At 71.9% G+C, this 15,132-nt stretch carries 15 protein-coding genes; 8 read left to right on the top strand and 7 right to left on the bottom strand.

All coding sequences use genetic code 11. The features are described from left to right. Position 1: 1 nt before the first annotated feature. On the bottom strand, positions 2-1,309 hold the full coding sequence (locus ACT80S_RS07515; RefSeq protein ID WP_377414592.1) for an O-acetylhomoserine aminocarboxypropyltransferase: 1,308 nt from the start codon (positions 1,307-1,309) through the stop codon (positions 2-4). Between the two features lie 93 nt (positions 1,310-1,402). On the opposite strand from ACT80S_RS07515, the gene ACT80S_RS07510 reads away from it, so the two are divergent. Continuing rightward, positions 1,403-1,867, top strand: coding sequence for a CBS domain-containing protein (locus ACT80S_RS07510; RefSeq protein WP_377414590.1), 465 nt, complete (start codon positions 1,403-1,405; stop codon positions 1,865-1,867). A 28-nt stretch (positions 1,868-1,895) separates the two neighbouring features. Here the strand turns inward: ACT80S_RS07510 and ACT80S_RS07505 are convergent, their stop codons facing one another. Continuing rightward, positions 1,896-3,107 (bottom strand): polyhydroxyalkanoate depolymerase, encoded by a 1,212-nt coding sequence (locus ACT80S_RS07505; protein WP_377414588.1) that lies wholly within the window; start codon positions 3,105-3,107, stop codon positions 1,896-1,898. 117 nt (positions 3,108-3,224) lie between these two features. Between ACT80S_RS07505 and ACT80S_RS07500 the strand changes: the two genes are divergently transcribed. After that, a complete protein-coding gene (locus ACT80S_RS07500) occupies positions 3,225-3,881 on the top strand; it encodes a glutathione S-transferase (RefSeq protein ID WP_377414586.1) in 657 nt (218 codons plus the stop codon). A gap of 3 nt (positions 3,882-3,884) precedes the next feature. On the opposite strand, the gene ACT80S_RS07495 is transcribed toward ACT80S_RS07500, so the two are convergent. Next, complete coding sequence (locus ACT80S_RS07495; protein ID WP_377414584.1) at positions 3,885-4,307, bottom strand: cupin domain-containing protein; 423 nt, start codon at positions 4,305-4,307, stop codon at positions 3,885-3,887. A 96-nt stretch (positions 4,308-4,403) separates the two neighbouring features. On the opposite strand from ACT80S_RS07495, the gene aroC reads away from it, so the two are divergent. The 3 genes from aroC to ACT80S_RS07480 are packed head-to-tail and all read left to right on the top strand — an operon-like array spanning position 4,404 to position 6,924. Next, positions 4,404-5,501, top strand: coding sequence for a chorismate synthase (gene aroC, locus ACT80S_RS07490; protein WP_377414582.1), 1,098 nt, complete (start codon positions 4,404-4,406; stop codon positions 5,499-5,501). After that, complete coding sequence (locus tag ACT80S_RS07485; protein WP_377414580.1) at positions 5,501-6,691, top strand: MFS transporter; 1,191 nt, start codon at positions 5,501-5,503, stop codon at positions 6,689-6,691. Before aroC ends, ACT80S_RS07485 begins: the two co-directional genes overlap by 1 nt. Further along, positions 6,688-6,924, top strand: a complete 237-nt coding sequence (locus tag ACT80S_RS07480; RefSeq protein WP_377414577.1) for a DUF167 domain-containing protein — start codon at positions 6,688-6,690, stop codon at positions 6,922-6,924. The genes ACT80S_RS07485 and ACT80S_RS07480 overlap by 4 nt, the downstream gene beginning before the upstream one ends. 43 nt (positions 6,925-6,967) lie before the next feature. Here the strand turns inward: ACT80S_RS07480 and mltB are convergent, their stop codons facing one another. From mltB to ACT80S_RS07460, 4 genes are read right to left on the bottom strand one after another with little or no spacing between them, the layout of a single operon-like run. Further along, positions 6,968-8,080 (bottom strand): lytic murein transglycosylase B, encoded by a 1,113-nt coding sequence (mltB, locus tag ACT80S_RS07475; RefSeq protein WP_377414575.1) that lies wholly within the window; start codon positions 8,078-8,080, stop codon positions 6,968-6,970. Then, entirely contained in the window at positions 8,080-10,116 is a 2,037-nt protein-coding gene (locus ACT80S_RS07470) for a transglutaminase family protein (protein WP_377414573.1), read from the bottom strand. The genes mltB and ACT80S_RS07470 overlap by 1 nt, the downstream gene beginning before the upstream one ends. Next, positions 10,110-11,063: a DUF58 domain-containing protein gene (locus ACT80S_RS07465; RefSeq protein ID WP_377414571.1), complete on the bottom strand. Its 954-nt coding sequence runs from the start codon at positions 11,061-11,063 to the stop codon at positions 10,110-10,112. The genes ACT80S_RS07470 and ACT80S_RS07465 overlap by 7 nt, the downstream gene beginning before the upstream one ends. Continuing rightward, entirely contained in the window at positions 11,060-11,980 is a 921-nt protein-coding gene (locus ACT80S_RS07460; protein ID WP_377414569.1) for an AAA family ATPase, read from the bottom strand. The genes ACT80S_RS07465 and ACT80S_RS07460 overlap by 4 nt, the downstream gene beginning before the upstream one ends. A gap of 47 nt (positions 11,981-12,027) precedes the next feature. Between ACT80S_RS07460 and ACT80S_RS07455 the strand changes: the two genes are divergently transcribed. The 3 genes from ACT80S_RS07455 to ACT80S_RS07445 all read left to right on the top strand — a co-directional run bounded on the left by ACT80S_RS07455 (position 12,028) and on the right by ACT80S_RS07445 (position 15,128). Beyond that, entirely contained in the window at positions 12,028-12,987 is a 960-nt protein-coding gene (locus ACT80S_RS07455; RefSeq protein ID WP_377415239.1) for a histone deacetylase family protein, read from the top strand. A 7-nt stretch (positions 12,988-12,994) separates the two neighbouring features. Next, positions 12,995-14,242: a mechanosensitive ion channel family protein gene (locus ACT80S_RS07450; RefSeq protein ID WP_377414567.1), complete on the top strand. Its 1,248-nt coding sequence runs from the start codon at positions 12,995-12,997 to the stop codon at positions 14,240-14,242. A 130-nt stretch (positions 14,243-14,372) separates the two neighbouring features. Next, positions 14,373-15,128, top strand: a complete 756-nt coding sequence (locus ACT80S_RS07445; protein WP_377414565.1) for an electron transfer flavoprotein subunit beta/FixA family protein — start codon at positions 14,373-14,375, stop codon at positions 15,126-15,128. Positions 15,129-15,132: the final 4 nt, after the last annotated feature.

The raw sequence follows: 15,132 nt of genomic DNA, 5'->3' as shown, positions 1-15,132 counted from the left end.
CTCAGGCGGCCCTGGCGGCGGCGCGCAGGGCGCGCTGCAGGTCGTCGATCAGGTCGTCCGGGTCCTCCAGGCCGATCGACAGGCGGATGGTCCCCTGGCCGATGCCGGCCGCGGCCAGGGCGTCGTCGGACATGCGGAAGTGCGTGGTGCTGGCGGGGTGGATCACCAGCGAGCGGCAGTCGCCCACGTTGGCCAGGTGGCTGAACACCTTGAGCGCCTCGACGAAGGCCTGGCCCTGGGCGCGGCTGCCGGCGAGGTCGAAACTGAACACCGAACCCGCGCCCCGCGGCAGCAGGCGCTGCGCCAGGGCGTGGCTCGGGTGCGACTCGAGCATGGGATGGCCCACGTTGGCAACCAGTGGCTGCGCCGCGAGGAATTCGACCACCTTGCGGGTGTTGGCCATGTGGCGCTCCATGCGCAGGGGCAGGGTCTCCAGGCCCTGCAGGATCAGCCAGGCGGTGTGCGGGCTCATGCAGGCGCCGAAATCGCGCAGGCCCTCGCGGCGCGCCCGCAGCAGGAAGGCGCCGACGGTGGACTCCTCGCTGAACACCATGCCGTGGAAGCCCTCGTAGGGCGCGGTCAGCCCGGCGAAGCGGCCGCGGGCGGCCGGGCCTTCCCAGTCGAAGCTGCCGCCGTCGACCACCACGCCGCCGATGACGGTGCCGTGGCCCGAGAGGAACTTGGTGGCCGAGTGGTAGACGAGGTCGGCGCCCAGCTCGAACGGCCGGACCAGCCAGGGCGAGGTGAGGGTCGAATCGACCAGCAGGGGCACGCCGGCCTCGTGGGCGATGGCGGCCACCGTGGGAATGTCCAGCACGTCCAGCCCGGGGTTGCCCACCGTCTCCCCGAACAGCAGCCGGGTCTCCGGCCGGATCGCGGCGCGCCAGCCGTCGATGTCGCCGGGGCGCACGAAGGTGGTCTCGATGCCGAAGCGGCGCAGCGTGTAGTGCAGCAGGTTCTGCGAGCCGCCGTACAGGGCGGTGGAGGCCACGATGTGCGAGCCGGCCCCCATGAGGGTCGCGATGGCCAGGTGCAGGGCCGCCTGCCCGCTGGCGGTGGTGATGGCGCCGATGCCGCCCTCCAGCGCCGCCACCCGCTGCTCCAGGACCGCGTTGGTGGGGTTGCTGATGCGGGAGTAGACATGGCCCGCCCGTTCCAGGTTGAACAGCGAGGCGGCGTGCTCGCTGGAGTCGAAGACGAAGGAGGTGGTCAGGTGGATCGGCACCGCCCGCGCGCCGGTGGCCGGATCGGGCGCGGCGCCGGCATGCAGGGCGAGGGTGTCGAAGCCGGGATCGGAGTAGCCGGGCATGTGGGGAAAAGGTCCACGTTCGTGTGGATGCGGGTGGGGGATGTGGGCTATATTGTTTGCAACCGCCAGAGGGCTGCCACGAGGAGATACCCCATGAAAGTCAGTGACATCCTGCGTGTGAAGGGCAACACGCTCTACACCACGTCCCCCGACGAGCCGCTGGCTCGCGCCATCGAGGTCATGGCCGACAAGGACATCGGCTCGCTCGTCGTGATGGAGCACGGGGACCTGGTGGGCATGCTCACCTTCCGCGAGGTGATCCAGGCCCTCGTGAAGAACGGCGGCGCGGTCGGCGGCACCCTGGTGCGCACCGCGATGGACGACCACCCGCTCACCTGCACCGGCGAGACCGAGCTCGACGAGGTGCGCCGCATGATGCTCGAGCGCCACGCGCGCTACATGCCGGTGATGGACCGTCGCATGCTGATGGGGGTGATCAGCTTCTACGACGTGGCCAAGGCCGTGGTGGACAGCCAGAACTTCGAGAACCGCATGCTCAAGGCCTACATCCGCGACTGGCCCAGCGCCGAGGACAGCAAGCCCACGGCCGAACTCTGAGGCCCGGCGCGGCGCGGGCCGGGGCGGCTCAGCCCTGGGCCGCGTGGATCACGTCACGCAGCAGCGGGTAGATCTGCTGCTGCCACCGGCGGCCGCTGAACACGCCGTAGTGGCCCACCCCGGTCTGCACGTGGTGGGTCTTCCGCCAGGGCCGGATGCCGGTGCACAGGTCCTGCGCCGCGACGGTCTGGCCCACCGAGCAGATGTCGTCGCGCTCGCCCTCCACCGTGAGCAGGGCGGTTCCCCGGATCGACCCCGGATCCACCGCGCGGTCCCGCCAGCGCAGCCGGCCGAGCGCCAGGTCGCAGGTCTGGAACACCTTCTCCACCGTCTCCAGGTAGAACTCCGCGGGCAGGTCATTGACCGCCAGGTACTCGTCGTAGAAGCTGCGGATCGTGTCGGCCTTCTCCAGTTCGCCCGCGACCAGGTGGCGGTACAGGTCCTTGAACGACTGCTGGTGACGCTCCAGGTTCATGCCCATGAAGGCCGACAGCTGCACGAAGCCGGGGTAGACCCTGCGCATGAAGCCGGCATGGGGCAGGGGCACATGGCTGATCAGGTTGTCCTCGAACCAGCCGATCGGCTTGCTGGTGGCCAGGCGGTTCACCTCGGTCGGGTTGACGCGGCAGTCCACCGGGCCGGCCATCAGCACCAGGGCGCGCGGTGTGGCCGGGTCGGCCTCCTCGGCGAGCAGGGCGGTGGCCGCGAGCGCCGCCACGCAGGGCTGGCAGACGGCGACCAGGCTGGCGCCCGGGCCCACGGCCCGCATGAACCGCATCAGGTAGTCGATGTAGTCGTCCAGTCCGAAGCCGCCCTCGCGCAGGGGAACATCCCGCGCGTTGTGCCAGTCGGTCACGTAGACCTCGTGGTCCTGCAGCAGGGTGCGGATGGTGTCCCGCAGCAGCGTGGCGAAGTGGCCCGAGAGGGGCGCGGCCAGCAGCACCCGGGGCTGCGGCGCCGCGCCCGGCTTGCGGAAATGCAGCAACGTGCCGAATGGCAATTTGAGGACCGTCTCCTCGATGACCTGTACGTCGCGGCCCTCCGAGCGCACCTGAGTGATGCCGTAGGCGGGACGCGTGTGCGTCAGGCGCAGGCGCGAGAACACCTCGCAGGCCGCCGCCAGCTTGCGCGCAGCGGTGCCCTCGGTGCGCTCGAGCCACAGGGCCGCGGCCTGGTGCTGGGCGATGAGGCGCAGGGGGGAGGTCAGGTCGAAATGGGTCTGGTAGGCCTGGTAAAGCATGTCGCGGCGCTCCTTGGCGGTGCGTTTGCAAGTTGCACGCCAAGCCGGTTGCGCCCCTGCGCGATGGCACAGCCTTTGCTGGTCCTGGCATTCATCGCAGCATCGAAGGAGCGCCCCATGGCCCGCACGGTCCTCACCATCAGCAGCAAGAACTACGGCGCCTGGGCCTTGCGGGGCTGGCTGATGGCCCGGCTCGCCGGGCTGGCCTTCACCGAGAAGGTGATCCCGCCCGACGACCCGGCCATGAAGGCGGAGATGCTCCTGCTGTCGTCGTCGATGCGGGTGCCTTCGCTGGATCACGAGGGCGTGCACGTGTGGGACACGCTGGCCATCGGCGAGTACCTGCACGAGGTCAGGCCCAGGGCAGGCCTCCTGCCGGCCGACCGCAAGGCGCGCGCGCATTGCCGCGCCATCTGCGGCGAGATGCACTCGGGCTTCGCCGCGCTGCGCGGCGCGCTGCCGATGAACATCCGCGCGCATTTCCCGGGCTTCAAGGTCTGGTCGCGCGCGCAGGCCGACATCGACCGCATCCTCGAGATCTGGCGCGAGTGCCTGGCGAGCTACGGCGGCCCGTTCCTTTTCGGCAAGCAGCCGTCCATGGCGGACGCGATGTACGCGCCGGTGGTGACCCGGTTCCTCACCTACGACGTGGCGCTGGACAAGCCCTGCGCCGCGTACTGCCGCCGCATCATGGAGCTGCCGGCCATGCAGGAGTGGGTGGCGGCGGCGAAGGAGGAGCCCGCCGAGATCGACGAGCTCGACGCGGAGTTCTGAGCCTCAGGCCCAGGGGGTGGGCGGCGGGATGTCGCACACCGGCTCCACGTCCACCGTCCTGAAATCGGCGGGCGAGACGATCTCCAGGTACTCCATGTCGGGGGAGTAGTCGAACAGGTAGTGCCGGATGCCGGGACGCTGGTGGACCACGTCGCCGGCCTTGACCAGCGTCTCCCGGTCCTCGTACATGAAGCGGGCCCACCCCTTGGTCATGATCACGATGTGGAAGTCCGCCTCATGCCGGTGCCATCCCGTGCCTTGTTCCGGTGCCTTGTTCGCCTTCACCAGGTGCGCGATGACCTGGCCGTTCGTGGCGTGCGCGATGCCCAGGTCCCGGTACAGGAAGAAGTCCCGCAGGCCGCCCGACTCGAAGTCGGTGTCCTCGGGCCTCACGAGGGAAAATCGGGTGGCGGTCGTGTCCAACATCAGATGCTCTCCTTCGGTGCCGGGATGGCCCCGCGCCGCTTCTCCATGCATGAAGCGTTCCCGTGGGGCGCAGGCGCTCTGGGATAATCCGTTGCCATGAGCGGCAATACTTTCGGCACCCTGTTCGCAGTCACCAATTTCGGCGAGTCCCATGGCCCGGCCATCGGCTGCGTCATCGACGGATGCCCCCCGGGGCTGGAACTGTCCGAGGCCGACATCCAGCCCGACCTGGATCGCCGCCGCCCCGGCACCAGCCGCCACGTCACCCAGCGCCAGGAGCCCGACCAGGTCGAGATCCTCTCCGGCGTCTACGAGGGCCGCACCACCGGCACGCCGATCGCCCTGCTGATTCGCAACACCGACCAGCGCTCCAAGGACTACGGCGACATCCTCCAGACCTTCCGGCCCGGCCACGCCGACTACACCTACACCCAGAAGTACGGCCTGCGCGACCCGCGCGGCGGCGGCCGCTCCTCGGCCCGCCTGACCGCGCCCATGGTGGCGGCCGGCGCGGTGGCCAAGAAGTGGCTGGCGCAGAAGTACGGCACCCGTTTCCGCGGCTGCATGACGCAGGTGGGCGAGGTCGCCATCCCGTTCGAGAGCTGGGACCATGTCCCGCAGAACCCCTTCTTCGCGCCGGTGGCCGACGTCTCGGCGCTGGAGGCCTACATGGACGCCCTGCGCAAGTCGGGCGATTCCTGCGGCGCGCGCCTGCGCGTCACCGCCACCGGCATGCCGGTGGGCCTGGGCGCGCCGCTGTTCGACAAGCTCGACGCCGACATCGCCTACGCGATGATGGGCATCAACGCCGTCAAGGGCGTGGAGATCGGCGCCGGCTTCGCCAGCGTGGCCCAGCGCGGCACCGTGCATGGCGACTCCCTCACCCCGGCCGGTTTCGCCACCAACAACGCCGGCGGCGTGCTGGGCGGCATCAGCACCGGGCAGGACCTGGAGGTTTCGATCGCGATCAAGCCGACCAGCTCCATCATCACGCCGCGCGAGTCGATCAACCTCAGCGGCGAGCCGATGCAGGTGGTCACCAAGGGCCGCCACGACCCCTGCGTGGGCATCCGCGCCACGCCGATCGCCGAGGCCATGCTGGCCCTGGTGGTGATGGACCACGCGCTGCGCCACCGCGCGCAGAACGCCGACGTCCAGCCGCCGCTGCCTCCCATCGCCGGCGCCGCGGGCTGATGCCGGCGGGCGGCGGGGCAGGCGGCATCCGCGCGATCGCGCCGTTCGCGGCGCTGTCGGCCAGCTACTTCGCGCACATCGGGTTCTTCAACCCGTACCTCACCCTCTGGCTCAAGCACCTGGGGCTGCCGATCGCGGTGATCGCGCTGCTGGCGTCGGTGCAGTCCGTCACCCGTGTCTTCGCGCCCTACCTGTGGGGCATGCTCAGCGACCACACCGGCGAGCGCGTGCGCCTGCTGCGATGGAGCGCGTGCGTGGCCTTCGCCGCGGCGCTGGGCTTCTGGTGGCCGGGCGGGCCGTGGTGGATCGGTCTGGTGCTGCTGGTGGTCTTCACCCACACCAGCTCGATGATGTCGCTCACCGAGGCCGCGATGGCGCACCTGGTGGCCGGCGACTGGGGCCGTTACGGCCGCATCCGGCTCTGGGGCTCGGCCGGCTTCATGGCCACGGTGGTCGCGGCGGGGGCCTGGTTCGACCATTTCGGCATGGGCCACTTCACCGGCTGGACCACGGCGACCCTGGCCGCGGTGGTCGCCTGCACCTTCTGGCTGCCCGACGCCCATGACCGGCCCGAGGCGCACGCGCAGGCCCGCGAGCCGGTGGGCCCGGTGCTGCGCCAGCCGGTGGTGCGCTGGTTCTTCGCCTCGCTCCTGTGCCACGTGATGGCGCACTACGCCATCTATGGCTACTTCTCCCTCTACCTCGACGCCCATGGCTACGGCAAGGCCACCATCGGCCTGCTCTGGGCGGTGTCGGTGCTGGTGGAGATCGCCTGGTTCTTCTGGCAGGGGCGGCTGGTCGGCCTGCTCACCATGCCGCAGTGGCTGGTGCTGTGCGGCGCCGCCACCGCGCTGCGCATGACGGGCACCGGCCTGCTGGGCGACTGGCTGCTGGTGCTGTTCATCGGCCAGGTGCTGCATGCGCTGACCTTCGCCGCGCACCACACCGCCTGCATCGCCATGGTGACCTACCACTTCCCCGGCCGGCTGCGGGCGCGCGGGCAGGCGCTGTTCACCGTGGTCGGCTACGGCATCGGCGGGGTGGTGGGCGTGCTGGCCGGCGGGCGCCTGGTCGACGCCGTGGGCTACGAGGCGCTGTTCCTGGCGGCCGGCGCGCTCGGCGCGCTGGCCGTGGCCTGCGCCTGGCAGGTCCGGCGCCACGAGGAGCGGCTGCCGGAGGCGGGCGCGTGAAGACGCTGCAGCTGAAGGTCAAGCCCAGCGCCCGCCAGAGCGTGCTGACGCCGCCGGCCGCCAACGGCGAGCCGTGGACCGCGCAGCTTAAGGCGCCGCCGGTGGACGGCAAGGCCAACGAGGAACTGGTGGCCCTGGTGGCGCGGCACTTCGGCTGCCCGAGGTCGGCGGTGCGGATCAAGGCCGGCGCGGGCGGCCGGATGAAGCTCGTGCAGGTGGACGGGGTGGACTGAGCGGCCCCGCGCCGGCAGCCCGGTGGGGCGGTTCCAGGGCGACTCAGTGGCGGCGCCGCATCGCCTCGCGAACCTCGCGTCCCAGCTCGATCACCGCCATCGCGTAGTAGGACGACTGGTTGTAGCGCGTGATCACGTAGAAGTTCTCGGTGCCCGCCACGTAGCTGCTCGGCGCCTCGCCGTTCTGCAGTTCGACCAGCGCCAGCGGGCCGGTGTGCTGCAGCGCCTCGCCCTCGAGCACCGCGCCCCTGGCGGTGAAGGCCGGCACGCCGAAGGTGGGCAGGATGTCGGGGGCGAGCAGGGTGTCCAGGTCCAGCGTGGCCGTGTCGAAGCGCACCGGGTAGTGCGTGGCCATGCCCGTCTGCCAGCCGAAGGACTTGAAGTAGTTGGCCACGGAGCCGATCGCGTCGGCGGTGCTGCGGCGCAGGTCGATGCGGCCGTCGCCGTCGAAATCGACCGCGAAGCGCACCGCGCTGCTCGGCATGAACTGCACCAGGCCCATCGCGCCGGCGAAGCTGCCCAGGGGCACGGCCGGGTCGCCGCCGCTGCGCCAGGCCAGGGTGAGGAAATGCTCCAGCTCGCTGCGGAACCAGGCGCTGCGTTCGGCGGCGCGCGGGTGCTGGGGCGGGTGGTCGAAGCCCAGGGTGGCCAGCGCGTCGAGCACGCGGAAGTCCCCCATCTGCTGCCCGTAGATCGTCTCCACGCCGATGATGCCCACCACCATCTCGGCGGGCACGCCGTACTGCTGCTCGGCCTTCGCCAGCGCCGCCTCGTTCTCGCGCCAGAAGCGCACACCCGCGGCGATGCGGATCGGGTCGATGAAGCGGCTGCGGTACACCGCCCAGTTCTTGCGCGTGGCCGGCGGGGGCGGCTGCATCAGCTTCTGCACCAGGGCCAGCTGCTGCGCCTGGCCGACGGCGCGGCGGGCCCAGGCGGCGTCCATGCCCTGGCGGGCTGCCATCTCGTCGGCGAAGCGCATCGCGTCCTCGCGGCCTGCGTACGGCGTGCCGGTGCGCGCGGCGGCGGTGGAGACCCGCGTGGCCTTGGGCTTCTTCACGCCCTTGGCGGCGTGCTTCTTCGCCTCGGCCGGCAGGGGCACGACCGCGAGGGCGCCGACAGCGGCGAGGAGCAGGGGCAGGAGGAGGCGACGCAGCATCAGGAGGGCCAGGGCAGTTGCCTGAATTCTCGCCGAAGGTCGGACAGGCGCAGGCCCGGCCGCGGCGCATAGCGCAGGGCCTCCAGCCGCAGCAGCCACTCCGCCACCGCGCGGGCGGCCGGGCCGTGCCGCGCGATGACCGCCTCGGCCATCTGGCGCGGCCCGGCCGCGGGGCCGAAGGCGAGGCCGCCGCGTGCAAGCCGGCGGCGCGCGCGATCCAGCAGCCGCAGCCACGGGTCCTGCCGGCCCCGCGGCAGCAGCGCCCACAGCGCGCCCGCGGCCGCCGTGGCGGCGAGCAGGCCGGCCAGCGCGCGCACCAGGTCGCGCCAGTCCACCGCGTCCAGGCCCAGCCCGCGCAGCAGGTCCAGCTGGCGGCCCTGCGTGTAGTTCAGGACCCGCTGGTTCCAGGCGTTGTTCAGGGCTTCCCACGCATTGCGCAGGACGAGGGCGAGGCCCGGGTCGAGCGCGCCCACGGCCGTGGCCAGCACGCCGGGCGGCGGCAGCAGGCGCTGCAGCGTGCCGGTGCGCGCGGGCGCGACGGCCGCTGTCGGGTCCACGCGCACCCAGCCCCGGCCGGCCAGCCAGACCTCGGCCCAGGCATGCGCGTCGCTGTGGCGGACGACCCAGGCGCCGTCCACCGGGTTGACCTCGCCGCCCTGGTAGCCGGTGACCACGCGCGCCGGGATGTCCATGCCCCGCATCAGGAGCACGAAGGCCGAGGCGATGTGCTCGCAGAAGCCGGCGCGCTTGTCGAACCAGAACTCGTCGGCCGTGTGCTGGCCGTAGGTGCCCGGCTCCAGCGTGTAGCGGTAGCCGCCGGTGCGCAGGCGCTCCAGCGCCATCGCCACCAGCGCGCCCTTGTCCTCGGGCGGGGCGGTGCTGGCGCGCATCAGGTCGGTGGCCAGTTGCAGGGTGCGCGGGTTGAAGCCCGGCGGCAGCTCGCGGTACTCCAGGGGCAGGGCCTCGGCCCGCAGCAGCGGGCCCAGCCGCCAGTCCAGGTGGCTGGCGACTTCGTACCGCAGCAGGTCGGTGACCGGGCGCGGCATCAGCCACTGCATCTCCGGCGTGCGCAGCGGGCCCGGGCCGGCCGCGAAGGCGGCCGAGGCGGGCGGCACGGCCGTCGCGTCGAGCACCGGCAGCCAGGGGCGGCTGCCCGGCTCCAGCGTGACGACGTAGCGCACCGGCTCGCCCGCCACCTCCAGCGGCGCGCGCCGCGCCGCCACCGCGGGCGAGGGCAGGGCCAGCGGCGAGGGATACAGCGGGCGCCAGACGCGGCCGTCGAAGTTGGTCAGCACCGGCCCGCGGAAGTACAGCTGCGGGCGCGGCGGCACCGGCCCCTCGAAGCGCACGCGCATCGCGATGCCGTCGTCCAGCGCCAGGCGGGCGACCTGGCCGACCTCCATGTCGCCGGCCAACCCGCTGCGCCCGGTCAGCGCATCACCCGGGATGCCCCACAGCGGCGGCAGCCGCGGGAACAGCAGGAACAGCGCGAGGGTCACGGGCGCGCCGAACAGCACCAGCCGCAGCGCGATGCCGGCGGACTGGCGCAGCGGAGGCCGGCCGACCGGCAGGTGCGCGTTCACGAGCGCGGTGAGCAGCCCGAGCAGGGCCACCCCCATCGCCAGCGCGGTGGGCAGCGACTGCGAGAAGAAGAAGTTCACCACCAACGTGAAGAAGCCGAGGAAGAAGACCACGAACGCGTCGCGCCGCGCGCGCAGCTCCAGGGTCTTGAGGGCCAGCAGGGCGACGACCAGGGTCACGCCCGCGTCGCGCCCGAGCAGGGTGCGGTGCGTCCACAGCGTCGCCGCCAGCGTCAGCGCCAGCAGCGCCGCGCGCCACAGCCGGCCGGGCAGCGGGGCGCCGGTGGCGGCGAGCCAGCCGCGCCAGGCCAGCACGCCGGCAGCGAGCGCGCTGCACCACAGGGGCAGGCGCGTCGCCTGGGGCAGCAGCACCCAGGCGATCACCAGCAGCAGGAACAGCGTGTCGCGGCTGTCCCGGGGCAGGGCGGCGAGGCGGGCGCGCAGGGCATTCAGCACAGGGCCAGGGCCTCCAGGCAACGCAGGCGGTGGGCCTCGCCCTGGCCCGGCGCGAGGGCCAGGCCCGGCAGGCGCAGGCCGTAGTCCAGTCCGAGGCGGTCGGCCTGCAGCACCCAGGCCGTGAGCCGGGACAGGCGCCGCTCGGTGTCGCCGGCGCCGGCCTGGGCGAGGTCCAGCCACAGCACCTGGCGGCCGGACTGCTGCGTGTCGCGCGAGACCAGCTCGCCGGTGCGCGCGGCCTTCTTCCAGGCCACCAGCCGCATCGGGTCGCCGCGCCGCCAGGCGCGCACGCCGTCGAACTCGCCGCTGGCGGCGCTGCGGCGGGCGCGCCCGTCGTCGCGCGTGGCCTCGCCGGGCGGCAGCGGCGGCGGCAGCGCCTCGGGCTGCGGGTACACCAGCATCCGCGCCGCCGGCCGCCACAGCGCCCAGGCCCGGAAAGTGCCCAGGGGAAAGCGCGTCTCGGCCGCCAGCAGCGGCAGCGGCTGCAGGCCCCGCGGCCCGGCGGGGACGGTGACCTGCACCTGGCTGCTGCCCCGGGCGGGCACGTCGCACCAGGCCCACTGCGGCGGCTGGCCCGGCTGCGAGACGGCCAGCGCCACGCCGGCTCGCGCGCGCCGCGAGGTGTTCGTCAAGGTGACCGTCAAGGGCGCCGCGGCCCCGCAGAACTGGGGCGCCGGCGCAGACAGGGCCAGCTGCAGCCCACGCAGGTTGGCATGGCTCACGTGCATGGCGGCGAGCGCCGCGCCCCCGAGCAGGAAGGTGACGAGGTAGCCCAGGTTCAGCTGGTAGTTGATGGAGGCCACCAGCAGCACGAGCAGGGTGGCGGCCAGCATCAGGCCGGGCCGCGTGGGGAGGATGTAGACGTTGCGGTGGGTGAGCGCCACGGTGTCGGCCCGCGGCAGCCGCGAGTGCCACCACGCCCGCAGCCGTGTCGCCAGCGCCCTCACGGCAGGGGCAGGGCCTCGAGCAGGGCCCGCACCTGTTCGACCGCGCCGCGCCCGGCATGGCCCACCGGCACGAGGCGGTGCGCGATGGTCTGCGGCAGGATGGCCTGCACGTCGTCGGGCGCCACATAGTCCCGGCCGGCGAGCAGGGCCTGGGCCTTGGCCGCGCGGATCACCGCGATCGCCGCGCGCGGCGACAGGCCCTGCGCGAACCAGCGGCCCGAGCGCGTGGCGGCGACGATGTCCTGCACGTACTCGAGCAGCGGGTCGGACGCATGCACGGCCAGCACCTGGCGCTGCAGCGCGTCCAGCGCCAGCGGGCTGAGCGAGCCCTGGAGCGACTCGAGCATGGCGCGCCGGTCCTCGCCCCGCAGCAGCTCGCGCTCGGCGGCGCGGTCGGGGTAGCCCAGCGAGATCCGCATCAGGAAGCGATCGAGCTGCGACTCGGGCAGGCTGAAGGTGCCGAGCTGGTCGTGCGGGTTCTGGGTGGCGATGACGAAGAAGGGCGCGGGCAGGGGCCGCGTCTCGCCCTCGACGCTGACCTGCTTCTCCTCCATCGCCTCGAGCAGCGCGCTCTGGGTCTTGGGGCTGGCGCGGTTGATCTCGTCGGCCAGCAGCACCTGGGCGAAGACGGGGCCCGGGTGGAAGACGAAGTCCTCCTTGCCGCGGTCGTACACCGACACGCCGGTGAGGTCGCTGGGCATCAGGTCGGCGGTGAACTGCACCCGGGCGAAGTGCAGCCCGAAGGCGCGGGCCAGGGCGTGCGCCAGCGTGGTCTTGCCCACGCCGGGAACGTCCTCGATCAGCAGGTGCCCGCCCGCCAGCAGGCAGGCCACGCAGTCCCGGACCTGTGCCGGTTTGCCCACGATCACCGTGTTAAGCTGGCCCAGGAGTGCCGACAGTTCACGTTGCGCTTGCATCGGCGCAACGTTATCCGAATTCCCAGCGGCACCGAAGCGCAGTGATGATGACTTCCAACAAGACCGGGTATTTCACCCACGCGGACTGCCGCAAGCACGAGATGGGGGAGGGGCACCCCGAGTGCCCGCAGCGCCTCGATGCCATCGAGGACCGCCTGCTGGTCACCGGCGTGGCCGATGCCCTGGAGCGCTTCGAGGCGCCGCGCGCCGCCCTCGGCGACATCGAGCTGGCGCATGACAAGCTGCACGTCGCCGCCCTGCGCGGGATGGAGCTGGAGATCGCCGAGCAGGTGCAGGCCGGCGGCCCGTCCTATGCGCACCTCGATGCCGACACCGCGATGAACCTGCACACCTGGGAAGCGGCCCAGCGCGCCGCCGGCGCCGCCATCGCGGCGACCGACGCGGTGATCGGGGGCGAGCTGGAGAACGCCTTCTGCGCGGTGCGCCCGCCGGGCCACCATGCCTGCCGCGGGCAGGCCATGGGCTTCTGCTTCATCAACAATGTGGCGGTGGCTGCGCGCTACGCGCTGGAGCGCCACGGCCTGTCGCGCGTGGCGGTGGTCGACTTCGACGTCCACCACGGCAACGGCACCGAGAACATCCTGGCCGGCGACGAGCGCGTGCTGATGGTCAGTATCTTCCAGAGCGGCCTGTACCCGTTCAACGGCGAGCAGCCGCTGGGCCCCAACATGGTCAACGTGCCGGTGCCGGCCTACACCCGCGGCGCCCAGGTGCGCGAGCTGATCGAGACCCACTGGATCCCCCGCCTGGAGGAATTCCGCCCCGAGATGATCTTCATCAGCGCGGGCTTCGACGCCCACCGCGAGGACGACCTGGGCCAGCTGGGCCTGGTCGAGCAGGACTACGCCTGGATCACCGGCCGCATCCGCGAGGTCGCGCGGCGCCACTGCCGGGGCCGCATCGTCTCCTGCCTCGAGGGTGGCTACAACCTGGGTGCGCTGGCGCGCAGCGTCGAGGCCCATGTGCGGGCCCTGGCCGACCTGTGAGGCGCTGATGGACGTGTTCGAGCGATTGCTGTCGGGCCTGGCCCATGCCGGCCTCGGCTGGGAGGCCGCTGCCCTGGCCGCGAGCCTGGTGGCGGCCTTCGGCCTGTGCTGGCTCGCCGGGCGCCGGCACGCGGGCGAGTCGGTCTGGTTCGGCCGGGCCATCGTCGACGGCCTGCTGTTCCCCCTGCTGGCGCTGGCGCTCGTGTACAGCGCCGAGGTGGCGCTGGCCCGCCACCAGCCGGTGCCGCTGCTGCGGATCGCGGTGCCGGTGCTGATGTCGCTGGCCGGCATCCGTTTCCTGGCGCGCGTGCTCACGGTGGTCTTCCCCGCCTCGGGCGCGGCGCGGCTGGTCGAGCGCCTGTTCTCCTGGCTGGCCTGGATCGCTGCGGTGCTGTGGATCCTGGGCCTGCTGCCGGTGGTCACCGAGGAAATGGACGCGATCCGCTTCACCTTCGGCAAGACCAAGGTGAGCCTGCTGAACCTCGTCGAGGGCGTGCTGTCCTCGGGCGCGGTGCTGGTGCTGGCGCTGTGGATCTCGGCGACCCTGGAGCGGCGCGTGCTGCGGCAGACGGTGTCCGACCTGTCGCTGCGCAAGGTGGCGGCCAATGCCCTGCGCGCGCTGCTGCTGCTGGTGGGCCTGCTGTTCGCGCTGTCGGCGGTGGGGGTGGACCTGACCGCGCTGTCGGTGCTGGGCGGCGCGCTGGGCGTGGGCCTGGGCTTCGGCCTGCAGAAGCTGGCGGCCAACTACGTCAGCGGCTTCGTCATCCTGTTCGAGCGCAGCCTGCGCATCGGCGACACCGTGCGCGTGGACAGCTTCGAGGGCGAGGTGGTGGACATCAAGACCCGCTACACCCTGATCCGCGCCAGCAACGGGCGCGAGTCGGTGGTGCCCAACGAGAAGCTGATCACCGAGCGCATCGAGAACCTCTCCCTCGCCGACCCGCTGATCCTGCTCTCCTGCGACGTGGCCGTGGGCTACGACAGCGACGTGGACCGGGTCCAGCGGATCCTGGTCGAGGCGGCGGCCGGCGTGCCGCGCGTGCTCGCCGACCCGGGGCCGGTGGCGCGGCTGGCGCGCTTCGGCGCCGACGGCCTGGAGTTCAGCCTGCTGTTCTGGATCGCGGACCCGGGCAACGGCCAGCTCAACGTGCGCTCGGACGTGAACCTTCGCATCCTGCGCGGGCTGCGGGAGGCGGGCATCGAGATCCCGTATCCGCAACGGGTCGTGCATCACCGCGAGGCCCCGCCACGCTGAGGCGGCCCCGGCCGGAACCCTATAATCGCTTTTTCGAACGGTCGTTCTTTTTTGCGTTTCGGGGCCTCCGGGGCCTAGAATCCGCAGTTTACGTAAACGTCAATTCCAAAGACATGAGGAGCCCCTGGCAATGAAGGTCCTGGTACCGGTCAAGCGCGTGGTGGACTACAACGTGAAGGTCCGCGTGAAGTCGGACAACACGGGTGTGGACATCGCCAATGTGAAGATGTCCATGAACCCGTTCGACGAGATCGCGGTGGAGGAAGCGGTCCGCCTGAAGGAGAAGGGCGCGGCCACCGAGGTGATCGCCGTGTCCTGCGGCGTGACGGCCTGCCAGGAGACGCTGCGCACGGCCATGGCCATTGGCGCGGACCGCGCCATCCTGGTGGAGACCCCGGCCGACCTCGAACTGCAGCCCCTGGCGGTGGCCAAGCTGCTCAAGGCGCTGGTGGACAAGGAGCAGCCGGGTCTCGTGATCCTGGGCAAGCAGGCGATCGACGACGACTGCAACCAGACCGGCCAGATGCTGGCGGCGCTGGCCGACCTGCCGCAGGCGACGTTTGCCTCGAAGGTGGAAGTGGCCGGCGACAAGGCCAACGTCACGCGTGAAGTGGATGGCGGCCTGGAGACGCTGGCGGTGAGCCTGCCGGCGGTGATCACCACCGACCTGCGCCTGAACGAGCCGCGCTACGTGACGCTGCCCAACATCATGAAGGCCAAGAAGAAGCCGCTGGAGACGCTCAAGCCCGAGGACCTGGGCGTTGACGTGGCTCCGCGCATCAAGACGCTGAAGGTCAGCGAGCCGCCCAAGCGCGGCGCGGGCATCAAGGTGCCGGATGTGGCCACCCTCGTCGACAAACTCAAGAACGAAGCCAAGGTGATCTGAGATG

This window comes from Ramlibacter sp. MAHUQ-53 (genome assembly GCF_052600055.1).
This window is presented reverse-complemented; position numbering and strand designations above follow the sequence as displayed.